This window comes from Cognatishimia sp. (genome assembly GCF_049116455.1).
In the GTDB taxonomy this organism is placed as follows: Bacteria; Pseudomonadota; Alphaproteobacteria; order Rhodobacterales; family Rhodobacteraceae; genus Cognatishimia.
Window position 1 is genome coordinate 1 of record NZ_JAGDYW010000006.1, and the last position, 20144, is coordinate 20144.

At 52.4% G+C, this 20144-nt stretch carries 24 protein-coding genes; 11 read left to right on the forward strand and 13 right to left on the reverse strand.

Annotation, left to right across the window (positions count from 1 at the left end):
• The 7 genes from JXQ85_RS15360 to JXQ85_RS15390 all read left to right on the forward strand — a co-directional run.
• Window positions 1-511: Bug family tripartite tricarboxylate transporter substrate binding protein (locus JXQ85_RS15360; RefSeq protein ID WP_421749846.1), on the forward strand; the 511-nt coding region annotated here is incomplete at its 5' end.
• Between the two features lie 68 nt (window positions 512-579).
• Window positions 580-1065 (forward strand): tripartite tricarboxylate transporter TctB family protein, encoded by a 486-nt coding sequence (locus JXQ85_RS15365; RefSeq protein ID WP_421749847.1) that lies wholly within the window; start codon window positions 580-582, stop codon window positions 1063-1065.
• Entirely contained in the window at window positions 1059-2546 is a 1488-nt protein-coding gene (locus tag JXQ85_RS15370; RefSeq protein WP_421749848.1) for a tripartite tricarboxylate transporter permease, read from the forward strand. Before JXQ85_RS15365 ends, JXQ85_RS15370 begins: the two co-directional genes overlap by 7 nt.
• Window positions 2543-3229, forward strand: coding sequence for a GntR family transcriptional regulator (locus JXQ85_RS15375; protein WP_421749849.1), 687 nt, complete (start codon window positions 2543-2545; stop codon window positions 3227-3229). The genes JXQ85_RS15370 and JXQ85_RS15375 overlap by 4 nt, the downstream gene beginning before the upstream one ends.
• A gap of 84 nt (window positions 3230-3313) precedes the next feature.
• Entirely contained in the window at window positions 3314-3850 is a 537-nt protein-coding gene (locus tag JXQ85_RS15380) for a peroxiredoxin-like family protein (RefSeq protein WP_421749850.1), read from the forward strand.
• Window positions 3851-3946: 96 nt separating this feature from the next.
• Complete coding sequence (locus JXQ85_RS15385) at window positions 3947-4576, forward strand: glutathione S-transferase family protein (protein ID WP_421749851.1); 630 nt, start codon at window positions 3947-3949, stop codon at window positions 4574-4576.
• Between the two features lie 4 nt (window positions 4577-4580).
• Window positions 4581-5201, forward strand: a complete 621-nt coding sequence (locus JXQ85_RS15390) for a glutathione S-transferase family protein (RefSeq protein ID WP_421749852.1) — start codon at window positions 4581-4583, stop codon at window positions 5199-5201.
• Window positions 5202-5229: 28 nt separating this feature from the next.
• On the opposite strand, the gene JXQ85_RS15395 is transcribed toward JXQ85_RS15390, so the two are convergent.
• Genes JXQ85_RS15395 through JXQ85_RS15415 form a run of 5 tightly spaced genes read right to left on the reverse strand, consistent with a single transcriptional unit; the run spans window position 5230 to window position 8594 of the window.
• Window positions 5230-5601, reverse strand: a complete 372-nt coding sequence (locus JXQ85_RS15395) for a nuclear transport factor 2 family protein (RefSeq protein ID WP_421749853.1) — start codon at window positions 5599-5601, stop codon at window positions 5230-5232.
• A 13-nt stretch (window positions 5602-5614) separates the two neighbouring features.
• A complete protein-coding gene (locus JXQ85_RS15400; RefSeq protein WP_421749854.1) occupies window positions 5615-6391 on the reverse strand; it encodes an amino acid ABC transporter ATP-binding protein in 777 nt (258 codons plus the stop codon).
• A gap of 17 nt (window positions 6392-6408) precedes the next feature.
• Window positions 6409-7215: a transporter substrate-binding domain-containing protein gene (locus tag JXQ85_RS15405; protein ID WP_421749855.1), complete on the reverse strand. Its 807-nt coding sequence runs from the start codon at window positions 7213-7215 to the stop codon at window positions 6409-6411.
• A 44-nt stretch (window positions 7216-7259) separates the two neighbouring features.
• A complete protein-coding gene (locus JXQ85_RS15410) occupies window positions 7260-7916 on the reverse strand; it encodes an amino acid ABC transporter permease (protein ID WP_421749856.1) in 657 nt (218 codons plus the stop codon).
• Between the two features lie 9 nt (window positions 7917-7925).
• The gene (locus JXQ85_RS15415) at window positions 7926-8594 is read right to left on the reverse strand and encodes an amino acid ABC transporter permease (protein WP_421749857.1); all 669 of its coding nucleotides are present in this window, start codon (window positions 8592-8594) and stop codon (window positions 7926-7928) included.
• Window positions 8595-9407: 813 nt separating this feature from the next.
• On the opposite strand from JXQ85_RS15415, the gene JXQ85_RS15420 reads away from it, so the two are divergent.
• From JXQ85_RS15420 to JXQ85_RS15435, 4 genes are all read left to right on the forward strand, one after another.
• Complete coding sequence (locus JXQ85_RS15420) at window positions 9408-10595, forward strand: ABC transporter ATP-binding protein (protein ID WP_421749858.1); 1188 nt, start codon at window positions 9408-9410, stop codon at window positions 10593-10595.
• A gap of 60 nt (window positions 10596-10655) precedes the next feature.
• On the forward strand, window positions 10656-11873 hold the full coding sequence (locus tag JXQ85_RS15425) for an ABC transporter substrate-binding protein (RefSeq protein ID WP_421749859.1): 1218 nt from the start codon (window positions 10656-10658) through the stop codon (window positions 11871-11873).
• Window positions 11874-11940: 67 nt separating this feature from the next.
• The gene (locus JXQ85_RS15430; RefSeq protein ID WP_421749860.1) at window positions 11941-12876 is read left to right on the forward strand and encodes a carbohydrate ABC transporter permease; all 936 of its coding nucleotides are present in this window, start codon (window positions 11941-11943) and stop codon (window positions 12874-12876) included.
• Complete coding sequence (locus JXQ85_RS15435) at window positions 12873-13736, forward strand: carbohydrate ABC transporter permease (RefSeq protein ID WP_421749861.1); 864 nt, start codon at window positions 12873-12875, stop codon at window positions 13734-13736. Before JXQ85_RS15430 ends, JXQ85_RS15435 begins: the two co-directional genes overlap by 4 nt.
• 139 nt (window positions 13737-13875) lie before the next feature.
• On the opposite strand, the gene JXQ85_RS15440 is transcribed toward JXQ85_RS15435, so the two are convergent.
• From JXQ85_RS15440 to JXQ85_RS15475, 8 genes are all read right to left on the reverse strand, one after another.
• Window positions 13876-14292, reverse strand: a complete 417-nt coding sequence (locus JXQ85_RS15440; RefSeq protein WP_421749862.1) for a beta-galactosidase trimerization domain-containing protein — start codon at window positions 14290-14292, stop codon at window positions 13876-13878.
• Complete coding sequence (locus JXQ85_RS15445; protein WP_421749863.1) at window positions 14280-14810, reverse strand: beta-galactosidase; 531 nt, start codon at window positions 14808-14810, stop codon at window positions 14280-14282. Before JXQ85_RS15445 ends, JXQ85_RS15440 begins: the two co-directional genes overlap by 13 nt.
• Window positions 14811-15120: 310 nt before the next feature.
• Window positions 15121-16428 carry a TRAP transporter large permease gene (locus JXQ85_RS15450; RefSeq protein ID WP_421749864.1) on the reverse strand — a complete coding sequence of 436 codons (1308 nt, stop codon included), beginning with the start codon at window positions 16426-16428 and terminating at the stop codon, window positions 15121-15123.
• Window positions 16425-16958: a TRAP transporter small permease gene (locus tag JXQ85_RS15455; RefSeq protein WP_421749865.1), complete on the reverse strand. Its 534-nt coding sequence runs from the start codon at window positions 16956-16958 to the stop codon at window positions 16425-16427. The genes JXQ85_RS15450 and JXQ85_RS15455 overlap by 4 nt, the downstream gene beginning before the upstream one ends.
• A gap of 177 nt (window positions 16959-17135) precedes the next feature.
• On the reverse strand, window positions 17136-18152 hold the full coding sequence (locus JXQ85_RS15460) for a TRAP transporter substrate-binding protein (protein ID WP_421749866.1): 1017 nt from the start codon (window positions 18150-18152) through the stop codon (window positions 17136-17138).
• Between the two features lie 235 nt (window positions 18153-18387).
• Entirely contained in the window at window positions 18388-18843 is a 456-nt protein-coding gene (locus JXQ85_RS15465) for an OsmC family protein (RefSeq protein ID WP_421749867.1), read from the reverse strand.
• A gap of 63 nt (window positions 18844-18906) precedes the next feature.
• Window positions 18907-19797 (reverse strand): SMP-30/gluconolactonase/LRE family protein, encoded by an 891-nt coding sequence (locus JXQ85_RS15470; RefSeq protein ID WP_421749868.1) that lies wholly within the window; start codon window positions 19795-19797, stop codon window positions 18907-18909.
• Window positions 19794-20003, reverse strand: a complete 210-nt coding sequence (locus JXQ85_RS15475; protein ID WP_421749869.1) for a tautomerase family protein — start codon at window positions 20001-20003, stop codon at window positions 19794-19796. The genes JXQ85_RS15470 and JXQ85_RS15475 overlap by 4 nt, the downstream gene beginning before the upstream one ends.
• Window positions 20004-20144: the final 141 nt, after the last annotated feature.

Below are 20144 nucleotides of genomic sequence, written 5' to 3' on the forward strand. Positions count from 1 at the left end.
CGCTTGTGGCGGCGGATGTGGCGGCTCTTGGCCGATTGCTACAGCGACTCTATTCAGCGAATGGGGCGTCGACCTTTCACAGGTTCGCATGATCGCCGGTCAAGGTGCTGCTGGCGCATTGCAGGACATGGTTGCCGGCGGATTTGACGTGGTGCCCTCTTCGGTACCAGAAGCGGGAGCTTTGATCCAAGCGGGCCGCGTGAAATCCCTAGCAGTATTTGGGTCCGAACGTTTGGCCGCTTTCCCAGACATCCCTACTCTGTCCGAGCAGACCGACCTTGATCTCTCGCTTGGCGCATGGCGCGGCGTCGTTGCACCTGTAGGCCTAGACGCGGAAATCGCCTCTGAACTGGAAGAGGCTATGGGCGAGATCGTCACCGACGAAGGCTGGCAAGCGCAGATGACAGAGCGTGGATTTGGTATTCAATGGCGGGATTCCTCTGCCTTTGCTGACTTCATAGCCTCTGAAGAAGGCACAGTCCGCGAGATCGTCGCGACACTAGGCCTTTAAACGCATGTGATCTATGCCGGAGTGGCAGCGCTGCTCCGGTATCTCTGCGTCACGCGAAAGGACTTCTGATGAAACTGGACGATCTCATCAATGGCGTTGTGTTTCTTGCTTTGGGAATTGGAATTGTCGCCTATGCCCAATCGCTGCCCACAATGGCACAAATTGAATACGGTCCCGGGTTTTTGCCCAGCATCGTGGGAACCGGAATGGCCTTGGCCGGTTTGGTCTTAATCGTCGCGCGGATTTGGAGAAACGCTGGCGCTGTTGCGGGAGGGTTCGCGTTCAATGGCAATGGAATGCGCGGCCTATTGGGCATCGGCATATTTCTCGCCGCCATTTTCTTTTACATTCTGACGGCAGACACGCTGGGGTTTCTTGTTGTCGCCCCGATATTGTTGTTTGTCATCGTCTATTGGTTCGAGCGCCGTTTGAAGCTCGCCATTGCGGTTGGCATCTTGGGTACTTTTTTACTGCATGCATTCTTCTATCAAATCATGAAGGCACCCCTGCCATGGGGCATTCTAATTGACTACTCAGGAGCACTGACATGGTAGCCTATGACTCCCTGATGCTCCTGCTGGAGCCAACAACACTGGCTGTCATACTCGGCTGTGCAGCATATGGTCTTGTTGTTGGTGCAATCCCAGGATTCACCGCCACGATGGCAGTCGCTCTTTTGGTCCCGATGACTTATTTTCTCGACCCAGTTCCAGCACTTGCAGGAATTGTTACGCTTGCCGCCATGGCGATTTTTGCGGGCGACATCCCCGGTGCATTGCTGCGCATGCCAGGCACACCTGCATCAGCGGCTTATGCGAATGAATCCTATCTCATGGCCCAACGCGGTGAGGCAGAGACTGCCTTGGGCGTTGGACTGGTCGCATCTGCACTAGGTGGCGTTTTCGGAGCACTCATGCTGATACTCGGCGCACCCTTACTCGCTGAAATTTCCTTAAATTTCTCAAGTTTTGAATACTTCTGGCTGGCTTGCCTAGGATTGGTCGCAGCGATTGCTGCCTCCAATGCGACACCGGCGAAAGGGGCGATATCGCTGTTTATTGGTCTGACAATTGGGATGGTTGGTCTTGATCCGGTTATGGGCCAACAACGATTTACCTTTGGTAATATCAACCTCATTGGCGGTCTTGCTTTCATTCCGGTGCTGATAGGGCTGTTTGCTGTATCTGAGGCCTTCCGCTTTGGCGCCAAACCTATCGAACGACCCGACATACTACCAATGTCACCAAAGTCACTCTTCGTCGGTGTCTTCAGCCATGTGCGCCGCCTGAAATGGCCGGTCTTGCGTGGGTCGGCCATCGGTTCCGTGGTTGGCGCCATTCCCGGTGCAGGAGCCGATATTGCGGCCTATATTTCATATGCCGTCGCACGTCGGTCATCGCCCCGTAAAGCGGAGTTCGGGACTGGTTCTGTTGATGGCATTGCACCAGCGACAGCCGCAAATAACGCAGCCGTCGGTGGTGCGATGATCCCAGCGACGGTATTCGGCATCCCCGGCGATAGCCTGACAGCGGTCATTATCGGCGTGCTCTACATGAAGGGCCTTAATCCGGGGCCGACCGTCTTCATTATGCAGCCAACGCTGCTTTACGCGATCTTCATCGCTTTCTTAATCGCCAATATCGTGATGGTTCCCTTCGGCTTTGGCGCCATTGTTCTTTTCCGCCGTATTCTGTCAGCACCTCCAGGTGTAGTCATGGCGCTTGTAACGCTGGCCTGCATTGTCGGTGCTTTCGCGGTTGAAAACACCACATTCGCTATTCTGGTCATGCTGGCGGCAGGGCTTTTGGGGTTTTATCTTGAAGAGAATGACTTCCCCTTAGCACCCGTGATTTTGGGCATTGTTCTTGGCCCAATTCTAGAATCCACATTCTTGGCATCACTCGCAAAATCGCAGGGATCTTTCGCCGAGTTCTTCTCACGCCCAATCGCGGGAAGCCTCGGAGCAATTACCATTGCAATCATCGTCGTTCCCTTATTGTATTCAACGCTCAAACGAAGAAAGCGAAGCATATGAGTAGTGACCGTCCTGAAAGCCGATCAAAAGCGGTCTACAAAGATATTGAAGAGAAAATTGTGACGCTCGTCATCTCACCTGGACGCCTGGTGACCGAACAGGAGCTGTGTACGCTCAGCGGCTTTGGTCGCACGCCGGTTCGAGAGGCGGTTCAAAAACTTGAACGGGACATGTTGGTCTCGGTGCTACCTCGACGCGGCATTCTTATCGAACCAATTGATGCCCAGAAAGCGATTAAAACTCTGGACGTCCGTCGTCGATTGGAGCCCTTCCTTACGGCACGTGCTGCCAATTTTGCGGAAAGCACAGAGCGGTGGCGCTTTGGTCAACTGGCCGAGCGGATCGAGGAAGCAGGGCAAAGCGGAGATACTTTGGCGTTTATGGCGTTGGACCGCGAGCTGAATGATCGCGTCGCGGAAGCCGCGCGTCATGACATCGCCTGTAAGGTTGTTTTCCCGCTTCACGCCATTTCTCGTCGAATTGGTTACCTGCTCGCGCGCGAAACAGATACAGGGCCAGGAAGCGCTGCGGACAACCACAGCCGCATGGCACGCGCTCTTGCTGAAGGCAATGAAGCGGCCGCCCGAGAAGCGCTGGAAGAAACGTTTGAAACATCACAGGCAACGGCACTCAAGGTCGAAGCCATGATTGACCGAGGACAAATTAAGTTCCCCCCGGCCTAACAGGCCAAATCACATCTCACACTTCCCAACGTTTGAAGCGATTTCAAACGATGGAGACACTTTGACTATTGAAAGGAAATTCGAATGTTGATGCCACGCAAAAAGACCCCTGACCTGTCGGTTCAGTTGGTCACCGGTGACAAGTTTACCCTCTCGGAAGAAACAAATGAACGCGGGACGGTTGTGTGTTTTTACCGCGGCCTGCATTGCCCAATTTGCGCCAACTACTTGAAAGAACTCGAGCGTCTTACGCCCGAGTTCAACGAACGCGGCATCGGCACCGTTGCGGTGTCGACCGATGTTGAAGAGCGCGCACAGGCGATGGCGGAAAAGGTTGGAATGTCCAGCCTGCGTCTAGGCTATGGCGTGTCGATCGAAGAAGCTATGGATTGGGGGCTTTATATCTCCACATCGCGCGGAAAGTCGTCTTTGGACATCATGGAACCGGATCTGTTTTCAGAACCAGGCATATTCCTCGTGCAGCCGGATCGCGCGCTGTATTATGGCTCTGTTCAAACCATGCCGTTTGTGCGTCCGCACTTCAAAGAGCTGCTGGCTGCCGTCGATGGTGCCATGGCCGCAAACTACCCTGCTCGCGGCGAATATAGTCCGGAACAATGATCTTCCTGACCGTTCGGTATCCTTCCCAACCAAACGGTCATGTGAACCCGGGTCAAACCGGGTTCACACCTTTTTAGCATTTAGAATGAGGCTCCTGTGATCCACCTATATACATGGCCCACACCAAACTGCCGGAAGGTGTCGATCCTCCTGGAGGAACTCGGCGTTCCCTATCAGGTGCATTCCATCGACATTGGTCAAGACCAACAGTTCACCTCTGAGTTTTTGGACATCAGTCCAAACAACAAAGTGCCCGCGCTTCACGACACCGAAACCGGCGTTAAGCAATTTGAATCCGGCGCAATCATGATTTACCTATCTGAAAAATATTGTAAATTTCTGCCATCTGATGTGACAAGCCGTGCTTCAGTGATGCAATGGCTGATGTGGCAAATGGGCGGTCTAGGCCCCATGGCCGGACAGGGGCATCACTTTATGAAATTTAACCCCGGAGCGTCTGCCTATACAGAGGATCGATTGAAAACAGAAATCGCGCGCCTCTATCGGGTGCTCAATGATCAGCTCTCAGACAATTCCTATATCGCGGGCGACTACAGCATCGCCGACATGGCCATTTGGCCTTGGGTGTCACGCTATGAATGGCATCAGGTCGATCTTAGCGCCTATCCAAATGTGCAGGCCTGGTATCGAAATATCCTTAAACGAGACGCAGTGCAGCGCGGATACCACATTCCGCATGACGCCGGTCCAATTCCACAGGGATGACAAGATGATTCAAATTTTAGGCCGTGCAAATTCGATTAACGTTCAGAAAGTCATGTGGTGCGCGACAGAATTAGGTCTGGATATCGAACGCTTAGACTTAGGGGGCGCTTTTGGAGGCATTGAAACCGCTGAGTTTTTATCCCTCAATCCGAACGGTCAAATCCCGGTGTTAAAAGATGGCGAATTTGTAATTTGGGAATCCAACGCCATCGTACGATACCTCTGTCAGAAGTATGGGAAAACGAGTTGGGTACCAGAGTGCGTGATGCAGCAGGGTTCGGCACAGCAATGGATGGATTGGTACCTGACGACGCTTCATGCCCCGGTTTCCACTGTGTTCCTGCAACTGATCCGTACGCCGATCAAAGAACGCGACCCAGAGTTAATGGCGACTGCGCATAAACGGTCCGTTGACCTATGGACTATGATCGATGCGCAACTTGAAGGAAAATCATTTCTGTTGGGTGATCGGATTTCGATGGCCGATATTCCAATTGGGTGTGCGGCTTACCGTTGGCATGCGCTTGAGATTGAGCGCCCTGTACTTAAGAACCTTGAACGGTGGTATAAAAAGCTAAGCGAAAGGCACGCCTTTCGCTCTCAAGTCATGCATCCCCTGACATAACCCAAACCAGTCCAAACCTCACATTGGTCTATGCCGGCAGCGCATTATGGCAAGTGTTCAAAATCCACTTGCCGTTTTGTCGTGCCCAGACTTGGGTTGTGACTGCCTTGATGTCAAAATCCGTGTTGGTCTCCAGTGTTCTTGTTTGCTGGATCAAATCCCCAATCATCACAGCCGTGTCCCCAAAAACACGGATTTGCAGATTGTCCCGCTGCACAGATAAAAACCGAAACCGATCCCGAACACCTGAAAGATAGGCATCCTTGCCGTCTACATTTCCGTTTAGGTGAATATGAGACAAATCTTCGGCCAGCATCGTCGCCAACCCATCGACATCATTGTTCATGAGCGCCTTGCAACGCGCGTTCTCAGCAGCTTGCAACTCTGCGATATCAGACATGTCAGCTTCCTTCTTATGCAATTTGACCCAAGAAACCGCGCGTACGCTCGTGACGTGGCGCTTCAAAAAATTGTTCGGGGTCGTTTTCTTCAATGATTTCACCGTGATCCATAAAGATCACCCGATCCGCGACCTTCCTTGCAAACCCCATCTCATGGGTTACGCAAATCATTGTCATCCCGTCTGAGGCCAGATCGATCATCGTATCCAAAACCTCGTTGACCATTTCAGGGTCCAGGGCGGAGGTGGGTTCGTCAAAAAGCATCACTTTAGGACGCATACAAAGCGCCCGCGCAATGGCGACACGCTGTTGCTGCCCGCCAGAAAGCTGCGCCGGGTATTTGTTGGCCTGCTCAGGAATACGGACGCGCTTTAGATATTCATGCGCAATGTCTTCGGCCTCAGCCCTTGGCACACCAGCCACCTTGATTGGGCCAAGAATACAGTTCTCAAGGATAGTCATATGCGGAAACAGATTAAACTGTTGGAACACCATGCCAATTTCGCGCCGGACCGCGCGAACGCTTTTGGGATCATTTGTCAGGGCATTGCCATCAACACGAATGGTGCCGCCTTGGATTTCCTCAAGCTGGTTGATGCACCGGATCAGCGTCGATTTGCCTGATCCCGAAGGTCCGCAAATGACAATTTTTTCGCCAGATTGTACGGTCAAATCCACGTTTTTGAGAGCTTGAAATGCGCCGTACCATTTCTCAAGACCTTGCAGCTCAATGGCTGGCAGTGACTGAGCCTGCAGGGCAGGCTCAGGTTTTGTTGGGACCATGTTCATGGATGTGTCCTCTGCACTCACTTGGTGACCACACCAGAGAAGTCAGGCAGGGATTCCTCAAACCATTTTTGGTAAGTGGCTTCCAACTGACCGCTGGCTTTGATCTCACCTAGGAAGGTGTTCACATAGTCCATCATTGCGTCATCATCCGGGTGCACACCAAGCGCCAGAATGAAGCGGTTCATCTCGAACTTTTCGTTGAATTTGCCCGGCGCGATCTGATGAATTTGCTTCATGCCGATGTTTGACACGCCAATCGCTTCGACCTGCCCACTCAGCAGCGCCTGCACCGCACTGACATCATCGTCAAAGCGGCGAATATTGGTGCCCTCTGGCGCGATCTTTGTCAGCGTCGCATCCTGACCACTCGCCCGAGTTACACCAATCACATGACCCGGCAGATCATCTGCATCTGAGATATCCAAATCAGTGGGGCCAAAGATGCCAATGCGCACGGCTGCATAGGGTTCGCTGAAATCGACTTTCTTCGCACGATCCGGAGTGATTGCAAGCGACGAAATCAGCAAATCTACCTGACCGCTCAACAGATAAGGGATGCGGTTCGGGCCTGTCACAGGCACGATTTCCACATCAACGCCCAGTTTCTCACCGAGCATGGCCGAAATATCCGCATCGTACCCATCTGGCTCATTGTCTGAGTTCATGAACCCAACTGGCGGGAAGTCCACAAGCATGCCGACCTTCATCGAACCTGCGCTTTGAATATCGGAAATGCTATCGGCAGTGGCGTGCTGCGTACTGAGAACGCTCAGCGCGAGCGCGGCTGACGCTGCGATCAGGCTCTTTGTTTTAGCTAGTACCATGTTTCTCCTCCTATATGGCGTAGCGGTTGCATTTGGGCCACGCGTTAACGCGCTACGGCCCGATCAAATCTGGATTCAAGACGCTTTGCGGCCAAAGACAGTGGCCAGCACAGAATGAAGTAAAGAACAGCGACCAAGCTGATCACCACGAAGGGTTTGAAGGTCGCATTGCTGATGATCTGCCCCGCCCGGGTTAGCTCAGTGAACCCAATAATGGATGCCAGGGAGGTGCTCTTTATGAGTTGCACCAGAAATCCCGTGGTCGGGGCAGCAGCAATCCGTGCCGCTTGGGGCAGGATCACATCCTTCATGCGCGTGATGTAGCTATAAGCCAAAGCATCGGCCGCTTCGGTCTGCCCGCTTGGCACAGCCTGGATACATCCGCGCCAAATCTCGCCGAGAAAGGCGCTAGCATGTAGCGTCAAGGCAATGGCCGCCGCCAGCCAGGCGCTGGTTGGCAAGCCAACGATGTTCAGACCAAAGTAGACAATGAACAGCTGCATTAACAGCGGCGTGCCTTGGAACAATCGGATAAATCCGGTCGCGGCCAATCGCGCGGAATTGTTTGTCGACACGCGTGCCAACGCAACGGTTAGACCACCCAAGGCCCCGCCGAGAAATGCGATCAACGAAAGCGCAATCGTCCAACGGATCGCCAGCACGATATAGATGACTTCACCTGTTCCAAATTCACGGATCATCTTTGCCTCCTACCTATTAACCGGATAGGCGAACCATGTGCGCCCGATGACTGAAAATGCGATGGAAAAGGCAATCGACATCACGAGGTAAATCGCGGTCGTCACCAGATAGACTTCGAAACTCGCAAACGTCAGCGAATTCAGATCGTTACCGGCAGCCGTCAAATCGGTTGCAGAGATCGCGGACACCACGCTGGAGCCTAGCATCAGAAAGATAAACTGGCTGGTCAGCGCCGGATAGACCGCGCGCAAAGCAGGCTTGATCACCACATAACGAAGGACTTGAAGCCAAGAGAGACCAATGGCCTGAGCGGCTTCGATCTGACCACGGTTAATGGAATTGATCCCGGCCCGAATGATCTCGGTACCGTAGGCGCCAAAGTTCACGGTCAAGGCCAGCAATGCTGCTTGGTTGGGAGACATACGAATACCCAAGGCAGGCAAGCCAAAAAAGATGAAATAGATCTGCACGAGGAATGGTGTGTTGCGAATAATCTCGACATAGATGTCGACCACCAGATTCAGCAGACGGATGCCCGATGTTTTTCCGACCGCGCCAGCAATCGACACAGCGAGCCCCAAAAGCATCGCCATGCACGACATCTGGATTGTAAACCAAGCCCCAAGCAAAAGCGTATCAAACGCCCCGAAGACCGGTTCGAAGTTAAACTGATACAACCTGGCTCCTCCCGCCGTATCGCAAATTTTCCGAAGATGCGAAATTTGGACTGACTAGATTCAGCACCCATGTCGCAATTGATTGACCTGCCTCCACAGCTCAAAACCGCTACTCATCTCCATTGATATATCACAGTATATTATTGAATATGAGTCAAGGCGTTTCTTAGCGTGGCTGCCAAAGCGCGCATATGAAACGCATCATATCGTTGATAACGTGCTGTTATTCTCGAATTGGCAAAATTGTGGAGCGTTTCAAAATCAGGCTCTCTGGAAAACAGTAAGCTTGATTCACCTGTGAGAACTGACGCATTGGCCAAGAAAATCCGTGCCTAGGTAAGCAGAATACACGCAAAAAGGCTGGAACCATTAGCTCCCCAAAAGCAATAACGAGCCTTTGGAGCCCGCTTTCACTATTTAGGTGATGTGGCTGAGGACAGCGATACGCGCCGCGAAGTGGCTTACCTACGGCTGGGCCCGATGTAGCTCTGATAGCCCTCTTTTGACTCGACACTTTTAATCTCGGTGGCGCTGTGCATTGGCGCCACGGTGCAGGCACTCTCACCCCAAATTTCAAATTGATACCGATTCGACGTGAAATTTGAGGCACTTTGCGCCTTCCGGCCTCGAGAAACTGCTATCAAATGTTTTATTTAATAATAGCTTGTTGTATATTTCGTCGTTTTTATACACGATATTGTATACAATAGTTGTGAAATAGTTGATGGTATGCATCATACACGCGCTATGAATAAGGCGAGCCATTCAGATAAATCTGAGGACACTCGTGCAGACTGAATACCGGGAGCAAAAATGGCGACTGTAACGCTAAAGAACCTATCCAAACAATATGACGGGGCTGAGTCCAAAGCGCTGCAAGATCTATCACTGCATATCGAAGACGGAGAGTTTCTGGTTCTCGTTGGCCCGTCCGGCTGCGGAAAATCAACCGCGCTTAAGATGCTCGGCGGGCTTGAAAATGCGACCGGCGGTGAAGTCTGGATTGGCGATCAGATGGTGAACGATTTCGCAAGCCGTGACCGCGATATCGCGATGGTTTTCCAAAGCTACGCCTTGTATCCGCATATGTCCGTCTTTGATAATATTGCGTTCCCCTTACAGATCGCGAAGACACCAAAAGCTGAGATCGAAAAGCGTGTTCTGGCCGTCGCTGAGACACTGCAGCTCGAGCAGCACCTGCAACGTAAACCGGGTCACCTCTCAGGTGGACAACGTCAGCGCGTCGCAATGGGCCGCGCCATTATCCGTCGCCCTTCTGTGTTCTTGATGGACGAACCACTGTCTAACCTTGACGCAAAACTGCGGGTGAAAATGCGGGCTGAAGTTGCGCAGATCCAGCGCAAATTAAACGTGACAACCGTCTATGTGACGCACGATCAGGTCGAAGCGATGACCATGGGTGATCGGGTTGCGCTGATGCGCGATGGCGTCCTGCAGCAGGTCGCGCCACCGGATGTAATGTACCATGATCCGGCGAACACCTTTGTGGCGGCCTTTATCGGATCACCCGCAATGAACCTGTTCCACACCAAACTGGTGCGGGAAGGTGACACATTCAAAGTTCTTCTGGGCGATCAATCCCTTACAGTCACTGATGCTGCGCTGTCCAAATATGACGGATTGGCAGATCTTGATGGGGATGACGTGATTGTTGGATTGCGTCCAGAAGATCTGGAAGACGCAACACTCCTGCCAGATCATCCGAAGGATCAACGCATCTCTGCACCGGTTCAATTGCTTGAATCTTTGGGGTCAGACCACATGGCCCATGTCGCCGTGAACGCAAAACAAGTCAATGTCGACACCGATGATGACACAGGTCTTAGTGATCTGGATTTGAAAGACGCCTCTGCGACCTGCATCTGCCGTTTCTCATCCCAATCTCGCACCAAAACAGGCGACACGGCCCAGATTGCGGTCGCATGTGACCGACTACATTTCTTTCACCCAGTGACTGGAACGGCCCTGCGTAAATCATAGGGCAAAAAACCAAGTAACGGCGAGGACGGAGACCTCACCACACCAACTTTGGAGGAGAATATGAAACACACTTTTAAATCCGCACTTCTGGCAAGCGCGCTTGCAGTGACTGCCGCGATGCCTGCCTTCGCTGAGCAAGTCACCCTGTCCATGTGGCACCAGCATCCAGAATGGAAAGACCGCACTCAGGCCATCCTTGACGCCTTTGAGGCGGAACATCCAAACATCAAAATCGATCTGGAAGAAATTGCTGGCACAAACTACTCCGCACGCTTGAACACTGCATTGGCTGCTGGCGAAGCACCTGATCTGTTTGGTCTTCCTGCGGGCCCTGAAACTCTTGCCGCAGCCGAGGCCGGTTACGCAATGGAGCTGACTGGCAAGCTCGACACCTCCAGCCTGCGTGACGCAGCGGCGGACGCGATCAATCAAAATGGCTCTGTTTGGGGTGTACCGATCCTCGGCACCTATTCCGTGGGGCTCTACTACCACCGCAATATCTTTGAAGATCTGGGCCTGACACCACCAAGCTCTCAGGCAGAGTTCATGGAAATGTGCGCCACCATGAAAGAGCAGGGCGTCACGCCACTGATCGTTCCTGCGTCTGACGGCATTGTTCCATCCTTTATGTACATGATGCTGGCCGCATCGGTCATGGGTGTTGATGGATTTGCAGAGCTGCGTCGTGGCGAACGCAAATTCACCGATCCTGACCTGTTGGAAGCAGCAAAGTTCTTGCAAAAGATCGGCGACTGCATGCAGCCGGGCGCTCTTTCTACACCATATGTGGAAGGCAAAGCATTAGCAGCACTTGGCCAAGGCGCAATGATGCCTGGCGGGTCTGCAGACTATGCGGGTTACCAAGAGATCAACCCAAATGTTGATCTAGGCGTGGTGCCTTTCCCAGGTGTTGGCGACAATGCCCCGGCAACCGTAACCGGTCTGGAATACATCTACCTTGTGAACTCAGATTCTGAGCATTCCGATGAAGCTCTGACCTTCCTGCAGTGGATGATGAGTGAGACAGCGCAGCAGATGGTGGTTGATACCATCACCATGACCACAAACAAAAACGTGGTGCCTGCAGAAAACCGTATCCTGACCGAGTTCGTGGAAGCCGCACGTAGCAAGGATATGCGCGTGTTCTATGAACTTCCAGAAACCGGCAACGTTTGGGCTGTTGCCCAGCAGAATACCGCGGCTCTGTTCCTTGGTGAAATGACACCAGAGGATTTTGCAGCAGCGCTGCAAGACGCTGTGGTTCCTTCAGCACAATAACCGATCAGGTGAAAAACCACTCGGTGGCAGGGCTTCGCTCTGCCACCTCACGATCCAGAGGTAACCGATGCCTGCAAATCCCATGCGCAAACCACCTTCGCAATTCACACTAAAGTACGGACACCTTTGGTTTGTTTTGCCCGGCTTTGCTTTCTTCCTCGCCGTTATGCTTATGCCTCTGTGCTTTGCATTTGGTATCTCACTGACCGACTGGTCCGGTCTTGGGAACAATGTGCAGTTTGTTGGGCTGGCGAATTACTTCGAAATTTTGACCTATTGGCCGTTCTATCGCGCGGCTTTCCACAACGCGATTATCTTTATCGCGATCCTCGTTTTTCAGCATTCCGTCGGCCTATATCTGGCCGTTCTTTTGAACGACAAACCACGTTTCATGCAGTTTTACCGCACGGTCTTATTCCTGCCAGTGATCATGTCTCTTGTGGCGACAGGCTTTGTCTGGACCTTGATGCTGTCCCCGAACATTGGCCTTATCAACCCAATGCTGGATGCAATCGGGCTGGGTTTTCTGAAGGGCCAATGGCTATCCAAACCAGGTTCCGCGCTGGCTGTGATCATCTTTGTGACCGCTTGGAACTCTATGGGCTGGTCGATCATTATCTACCTGTCCGGCCTACAAAACGTACCGGAAGAGCTAAAGCAAGCCGCCGAAATGGACGGCGCAAACTCCCGTCAGGTCTTTTGGCGCGTGGTCTTCCCGCAGCTTTCGCCAGCCTTCACCGCCCTGACCGTTTTGACGTTCATCGGCACATTCCGAACCTTTGATGTCGTCTATGTCCTCACCGGCCCTCTTGGTGCGCCAAACTTTGGCACCGACGTTTTGGGCACCCTGATCTACCGGACAGCCTTTGGCGGCTCGTCTTTTTCTAGCGCCGACATTCGCTTTGCCTTCGGCATCGCCATGGCGCTTCTGATGATGGTGGTCATGGCAGCGATTTGTTGGGGACTGATCCGAATTCTACGCAACCGGGAGATCGACGCATGAGTTCTCAAAATATGTTGAGCCAAAGCCAAGGCCCGCTCACTCTGTTCTTAGGGAAATCCTTCCGCACCTCTGTGCTGGTGATCGCATCTCTTTGGGTTTTGACGCCGATCCTCTTTATGATCATCGCGTCGTTCAAATCTGTTCCTGAGTTCTTCATCAATCCGTTTGGGCTGCCTGAAGACTGGAAGATCGAAAACTATTCGCGTGCCTGGACCGAGGCCGATCTTGCGCTCACCCTGCCGAACACCATCTTGGTGACCACCACAGCGGTTCTGATCAGCACGATCCTTGCGACCATGATCGCCTATGGTCTCAGCCAGAAAAGCAAACCTTTTGCGATGGGGCTTTATACGCTGTTCGTGGCAGGTCTGCTTGTCCCAGTACATGCGATTATCCTGCCTCTGTTTGTGGTCCTGAAAGCTGTCGGCTTGTTCGGCACTCTGCTCGCGCTGATCGTACCCTATATCGCGATGGGTCTGCCGTTGGGTGTCCTAGTGCTTACGCCGATTGCAGCCGCCCTGCCCCGCGATCTGATCCACGCAGCCCGCATGGACGGAGCAACAGAATGGCAGATTTTCTGGCGCATTGTTATGCCTCTGATGAAGCCCGGTTTGATTTCTGTCGCCATCTTGAACGGTGTTTGGATGTGGAACGAATTCTTTATCCCGCTGATCTTGGCCTTTAAGCCGGAAGTTCAAACAATGCCCGTCGGAATCGTGTCCTTCATCGGCTCCTATTCAACCGAGTGGGGTCTGGTTTTCAGTTCGGTGGTCGTCTCCACATTGCCTGTGGTCATCGCCTACCTCTTGATGACACGCCAATTCCAATCTGGCCTAACAGCCGGTGCTGTCAAAGGGTAACGAAAGTCTAAAGCGCTGATTTCAAGGTAGAAAGTCCGACGCAGGTTCAGACTTCCAAACCGTGAAAACACCTCAAATTGAACCCTATCTGACGGTACATCAAATAGGGTTTTCTTTTTACACGTACGCTGAATGCGCCCTAAACTTTCCGCACAATCGCGTCGGCAGGTTGGATTTGAATCTTCTCACCCGTCCCAAACAGATGCCCAACTTCGACCTCTGATTTCCCATAGTTAAAGACCACACGGAAATCGCCATTGCAGCGCATGCGGATGTCCTGCGGCATGTCAAACCACTCGATACCGGCCTGATCCATTTCTGCGCGAAACAATTGATCAAGGCTGTCAGAATCCAGACGCCCCGCAACATAGGTCACGGGTCCGTTTCTCAGGATCGCGGGCGTCCCATCTTCGGTCTTTTGCACGACCTCCACACCTTCTCCCGCAATAATAAACTCGCGCCAGCCTTGGAATTCCCCGCCACCTTCAAGAGGGATTGGAGAGAATGCACGCCGCGTTTCAATCCGGCGCACGGCGATATCGATCAGGCTTTGCAAAGCTCATAGCCGAAATTTGGTTCTCCGTTTGGCAGCAATAGCCCCTCATGCATCTGCTCCTGCCCGAAATGTGGCTGGCGCCAACGGAAAAAACTGACAACTTCGGCCCCGGCCACGAAAGCCTCCCACACCCAAAGGCGCTCTGCCCCCTTTTCGGGATTGTGATTGAAGGTTCCCCAGTTCAATGGCCCGTAAGGCTGTTGCTCTATCACCCACCAGCGTCCATTTTCAGTGCCATTCCGCATTTGACCACAGGCGCGATAGAGATCGTGGTGGAATGGATCAAAATCAGGATCACCAACGCCCATGTGCCGCTTTAGCAGTTCTTCATCCCCAATCTCGCGCTCTAGGAACCCCAGCGGGTATGCGTCCCAGCTTGAAATATCCAAGTCCTCACTCAGCGCGTAATAGTCAAAGTCAAAGAACTTGCCCATGAAATTGTGCACTACAGCGCGGGCCGGTGAATACTTCCGCAGGATGTCGCTTACCCGATTTCGGGTGACCAAAATCGGAGGCACGATTTCCTGGCATATTCCAAACGCTGACAATTCATGGCGCGGTATGCGGCGTTGCCGGCGGGCTTGAACCTTCAGCTCGGGGCCATCATCCAATCGCCATCAGGCACCGGCAGAGAGGCTGTATTTAGCGATATTTCAATAAGCGAAAACGTCCCCAAAAATCTGCGCGATGGCAGTTGAGAAATCGCTCATGGCCTCTTTATCGAAGTTCAAAGTTCCCCACAAAAAGAAGGAGGGCGACTAAAGATTTTGGCATTACCCAAAATCGCTAGCCGCCCTACCAACAGTTCCTCAAGAATGGGTTACCCCATCATTTTGCAAAGGCCAATTCTGGGAGGAAGGTGGCAATTGCAGGTATGAACATAATCATAATCAAGGTGATCACTTCCACTTGCAGGAACCACCAAATCCCACCGAAAATCTCTTTCAATGAGAAGTCAGGTACGACGCCTTTGAGAATGAAGGCGTTCAAGCCAACCGGAGGTGTGATCAAGCCAATCTCCAAAGTCTTAACGATCACGATCGCAAGCCAAATTGGATGGGCACCTAGCTCAATGAGCGGTGGTACAAAAATCGGTACGGTCAAGAACATCACTGAGACCGGATCAACCATGCAACCGAGCACAAGGAGCAGCAAGACATAGATGCACACGATGCCCATCATCGACATATCCAGGCCAATGATATACGCAGACACCGCGCCAGATGCGCCGCTTACTGCAAGGTAGGAAGAGAAGATCAGAGCACCCACAAGGATAATGAAGATAACAGACGTAGTCTGTGCCGTATCCAAGAAGACCTCTTTGAGCATCGGGAAATTCATCCGCTTGCGAACGGCCGCAATCAGGAAAGACCCAACCGCCCCAATAGCTCCTGCTTCTGTCGGGGTGATAAGACCGGCATAGATGCCACCGATCACAATCCCGCCAAGCATCATGAAACTCCAAACACCTTTCAGGGAATGAATGCGCTCTTCAATGCTCGCCTTTGGAAGGGGTGGCGCCATCTCTGGATTGCGGCTTACACGTATCCAAATCATGATCAGATACGCAAAGGCTGTCAGCAAACCGGGGATGATGCCAGCGATCAGCAGCTTCGGAATCGATTCACGTGCAATGATACCGTAGACGATAAGGTTGATGCTTGGCGGGATCATACCGGCAAGGGTCCCCACAGTTGCAACACAACCGGCCGCCAGTTTGCGGTTAACCTTTAAGCGCAGCATCTCTGGGATGGCAACGCGTCCGAAAACCGCTGTAGAAGATGTTGTTGACCCAGAACAGGCGGCAAAGGCGACGGCGGCAACTGTTGTGGCGATCACAACACTACCTTTTACATGCCCTAGCCAAGCCCGTGTGGCAGTGTAAATATCCTGCGTAATGCCTGCCTTGGCAGCAACGTGTCCCATTAACAAGAACAACGGGATTGCACTTAAAGCGTACCCAGACCCGATGTCGAACAACCGTCCGCCAAGGGTGTCTAAAGTAATTGAGACACCTCGAATGAGGGCAAAGCCCAAAGCGCCTGAAAGAAGCAGGGAAATGCCAACCGGTACGCGCAGGATCATCAAAAATCCGACCATCCCGATCACAAGTGGGACTTGAATTGACTCTATCATTGTTCTTTCTCGCCGACTGCGGCGTCCTCAAGCAGTTCATTGTTTAGGATCAGGTTGATGAGCTGGACTAGGAACCGCAGCGAGAACAAAGCCAGCCCGACGGGAATACCCGCACGCGCCCACCAGGTTTTCACCTCGATAATGCCAAGCACTGTGTCGCCCATGACATAATTGCTCAATGCGGACGCCCCAGTTGTCCAGGTCAAGGCCGCGAAAAACACGAATACGATGAACAGATAAATGCCCTGCGTGATCTTCTTAAAAATATGGGGCATGTGGTCATACAGAATTCCCACCGTGATATGCGCATCGCGGCGTTGCGAATAGGCAAGCCCCAAATAGATCAAGTAGACAAACATCAAGCTGACGTATTCGTAGGCACCCGGCATACTTTTCTGAAACAGCGCACGTGCGAGAACTTCAAGCATCGTGAGCGACATCATGATTGCAACAGCTAAGGCTGACGCGTAACAGGCAATTTCTTCCAGCTTCCTCTGTAGCCAAAAGGTGCTGCTGGTTAGACTGGCCATCAAGGCATCCTTCCCTCAAAAAGTAGAGATTTGAACAGGTTGTACACTAAGATTATTGTACCGAGTTCACGACTATCCGTACATTCATCAGTGTCTTGGAGATGTTACGCCGCCCACAACCTGTTCAGTCGTCTTGGGCGGCGCATTTGTCGTCAGGCGAATGGCCTGTATTTGGTCTTAGAGGTCGTCGTTCTTTTCAAGAAGCGATACGAACTCATCCAGAACAGCTTTACCTGGCAGACCCTCAGCTTCGCGAGCTTCGGCCCAGTTATTCCAAGCCACATCACGCGCACTGATCATCTTGTCCCATTCTGCGTCGTCAAACTTCACAACTTCAGTTTGCTTTTTCAGCGCATCTACTGCTTCACCTTCAGTTGCTTCAAGCAGCAGGCGGGCCTGTGAAACAGTCTCGTAGCGAACTTCTTCGATCACGGCCTTCACGTCATCAGGCAGACCATTCCAAGTGTCTAGGTTCATGGCAACAGGCAGTGGGAAGTAGAACCAGTCTACAGCGTCCCAGTAGCTAAAGATCTCACCGAAGCCGAATGCATAGGCATCCGCAGGTGCGCCGATGATCGCTGCTGTCACAACTTTACGCTCTGCGGCAGCTGGCAGTTCGCCCCAAGGGATACCGTAAACAGAGATATCCAGAGCCTTCAACATTTCAGCCGCACCACCGTGCGCGCGGATTTTGGCCCCTTTCAGATCTTCGATCGAACGGATCGGATCGTGCGACAGCATCTGGATGGAACCCCACTGACCTGGGTACAGGTACTTCAGGTTCATCGCAGTGAATTCAGCTTCAACTGCCGGAGTCTGGAACAGTTCGTGACCGGAATGCACGTGCGCCATTGGGTTGTCGGTCATGAACGGCAGCGATGTGACGTTCGCAAGTGGGAACAAGCCAGGGTTATAAACCGGAGAGAAATCCCCCATGTCAAACGCGCCAACTTTGATGTTCTCAGGCTGACCTGACAACTTGCCAAGTGGGCCGCCGAAGATGCGTGTAAATTTAACTTTACCTTCGGTGCGCTCTTCGACTTCATCCATGAACCAGCGCGTCGCCAGGTTGGATGGACCTTTGCCTGTGAAGGCGTGGTATTTGATATCGATTTCTGCTGCTGCAGATAGTGTTGGTGCTGCCAGTGAGGCCGCAACCAATGCACCTGCGCAAAGTGATTTGATCATTTTCATTTTGGTTCTTCTCCCTTTTATAGTTTCTCGTCATTTCAGACGAAAGGCAAACGCCCTTACGGGTGACCCAGATGTCTCTCTGCAAACTCCTCTATGCCGAGGTCCACCTGATTTATTTCGTCACATACTCATTGATTAGCTCTGTTCCGACGGCTGGGTCATGGGGGATCACGCCCTGATTTTGCGGAAACCCGCACCTTAGTCGAGCACATCCGCAAACAGGATTGATTGCGCCCTATTTCCTGACCCAACTCTCCTGAATCTCACATCCCGCACGACGCAACAAAATCGACACAGGGCATTTCTCACCGGTGATACGCTGAAGCTTTGCAATATCTTCATCGCTTGCATCTGTATCCAAAATCACCTTCAGTTCGATCACTGGGAAAGGCGATTCAATCTCGGCTTTGCCAAAAACGCCGCGGGTATCAAAGTGTCCGCAGACTTCGAAATCCATGCTGCGAACATCCATCTTCAGTAGACCCGCGACGTAGTTTCCGATCACATTCGTGCAGCCCAAGAAAGAAGACAGCATTGTTTCCAAAGGCGTCGCGAAAAGATCGGTGCCACCGCGTTCTGGCGGCTCGTCCGTTGTTACAACTTTGCCGCGTGCAACCATCTCAGTGCGTGCATGCGATAGAGCGCGTCCCTTAACATCGATCTTGAACAGATCAGGCATGACATGTGCCATATTAGGTTCCTTGATTCAGTCTATTAACTTGGCCAGAACCTGCATTGCTCTGGCCGTTAGAATTTAAAACAGCGGCAGTCCCGGCGTTTTAACTTTGATGCGGTAAAGTGAGGTCGAGGACGTGAAGTAGAGATCGTTTAGATCCTCCCCACCCCACGCAAAGTTCGCAGTGAACTCAGCCATTCGGATCACACCCAGCGTCTCGCCGCTTGGCGTGATCACATGAACTCCACCCGGGCCGGTGCAATAAACATTGCCCACGCTGTCAATCTTCATGCCATCGGGGTGCCCTTCCCCCTGCCCTACCGTCACGTCGACCCAAACATCGCCACCTGTCGCAGTGCCATCTTCGGCAATATCAAACTTGCGGATATGCTTGCGGTCTGTGTCATTCACATAAAGCGTCTTCTGGTCGAGCGAGAAACACAGGCCGTTTGGCTGGGCAAAATCATTCGCCAACTGGGTGATGGTTTTGCCATCAGGTGTCACACAATAGACCCCCTGCTCACCCATCTCCACGTCACGCTCAACACCGAAATAGTCCAGACGGCCATAGGTCGGATCGGTGAAGTAGATCAGCCCATCGTTGCGAACAACGATATCATTTGGGCTGTTCAGCTCTTTCCCATCATAATGAGTGGCCAAGGTGGTGATGCTGCCATCCTGCTCTGTACGCGTGACAGAACTTGTGGCGTGTTGGCAGGTCAACATGCAGCCATTGGCATCATAGGTGTTACCGTTGCCCATATTGCTAGGCTTGCGGAAAGACGACACAGTGCCGGTTGCATCCAGACGAAACAATTCGTTGCCCGGGATATCAGAAAACGTCAGGTGTTTTTCCACTGGATGCCAAATCGGGCCCTCCAGAAACAAGAACCCCCCAGCCACTTTCTCTAGGGATGCATTCGCATCAACGATGTCATGCATCCCTTCCATACGCACTTCGATAGTCATGACTGGGACCTCAGCTCTTTGACACGTGTGCCACCTGAGAACCAATCGGTCTCGTCGACTTCTTCAAACGTCACCCAAACATTTTCTTTGGGGATCCCTGCCGCTTCGGAAAGCGAATTGGTAATAGCCGTCTGCACCGTTTCTTTGATGGTGTCCGGGTCATGCTCAATGACTTGTTTCACGATGCGGATATTCACAAACGGCATCGGTATCCTCCCTTAATTATCCCGCTTCCCGTTTTGGTCGGGGCGGTTTGTCATGTTGGGATCAGATTAGGAGGATGATTCTTGAACGTATGCGTCAACACGCGCAGCATGTACGCGGGAACCCGCAAGACGTTGATTTAA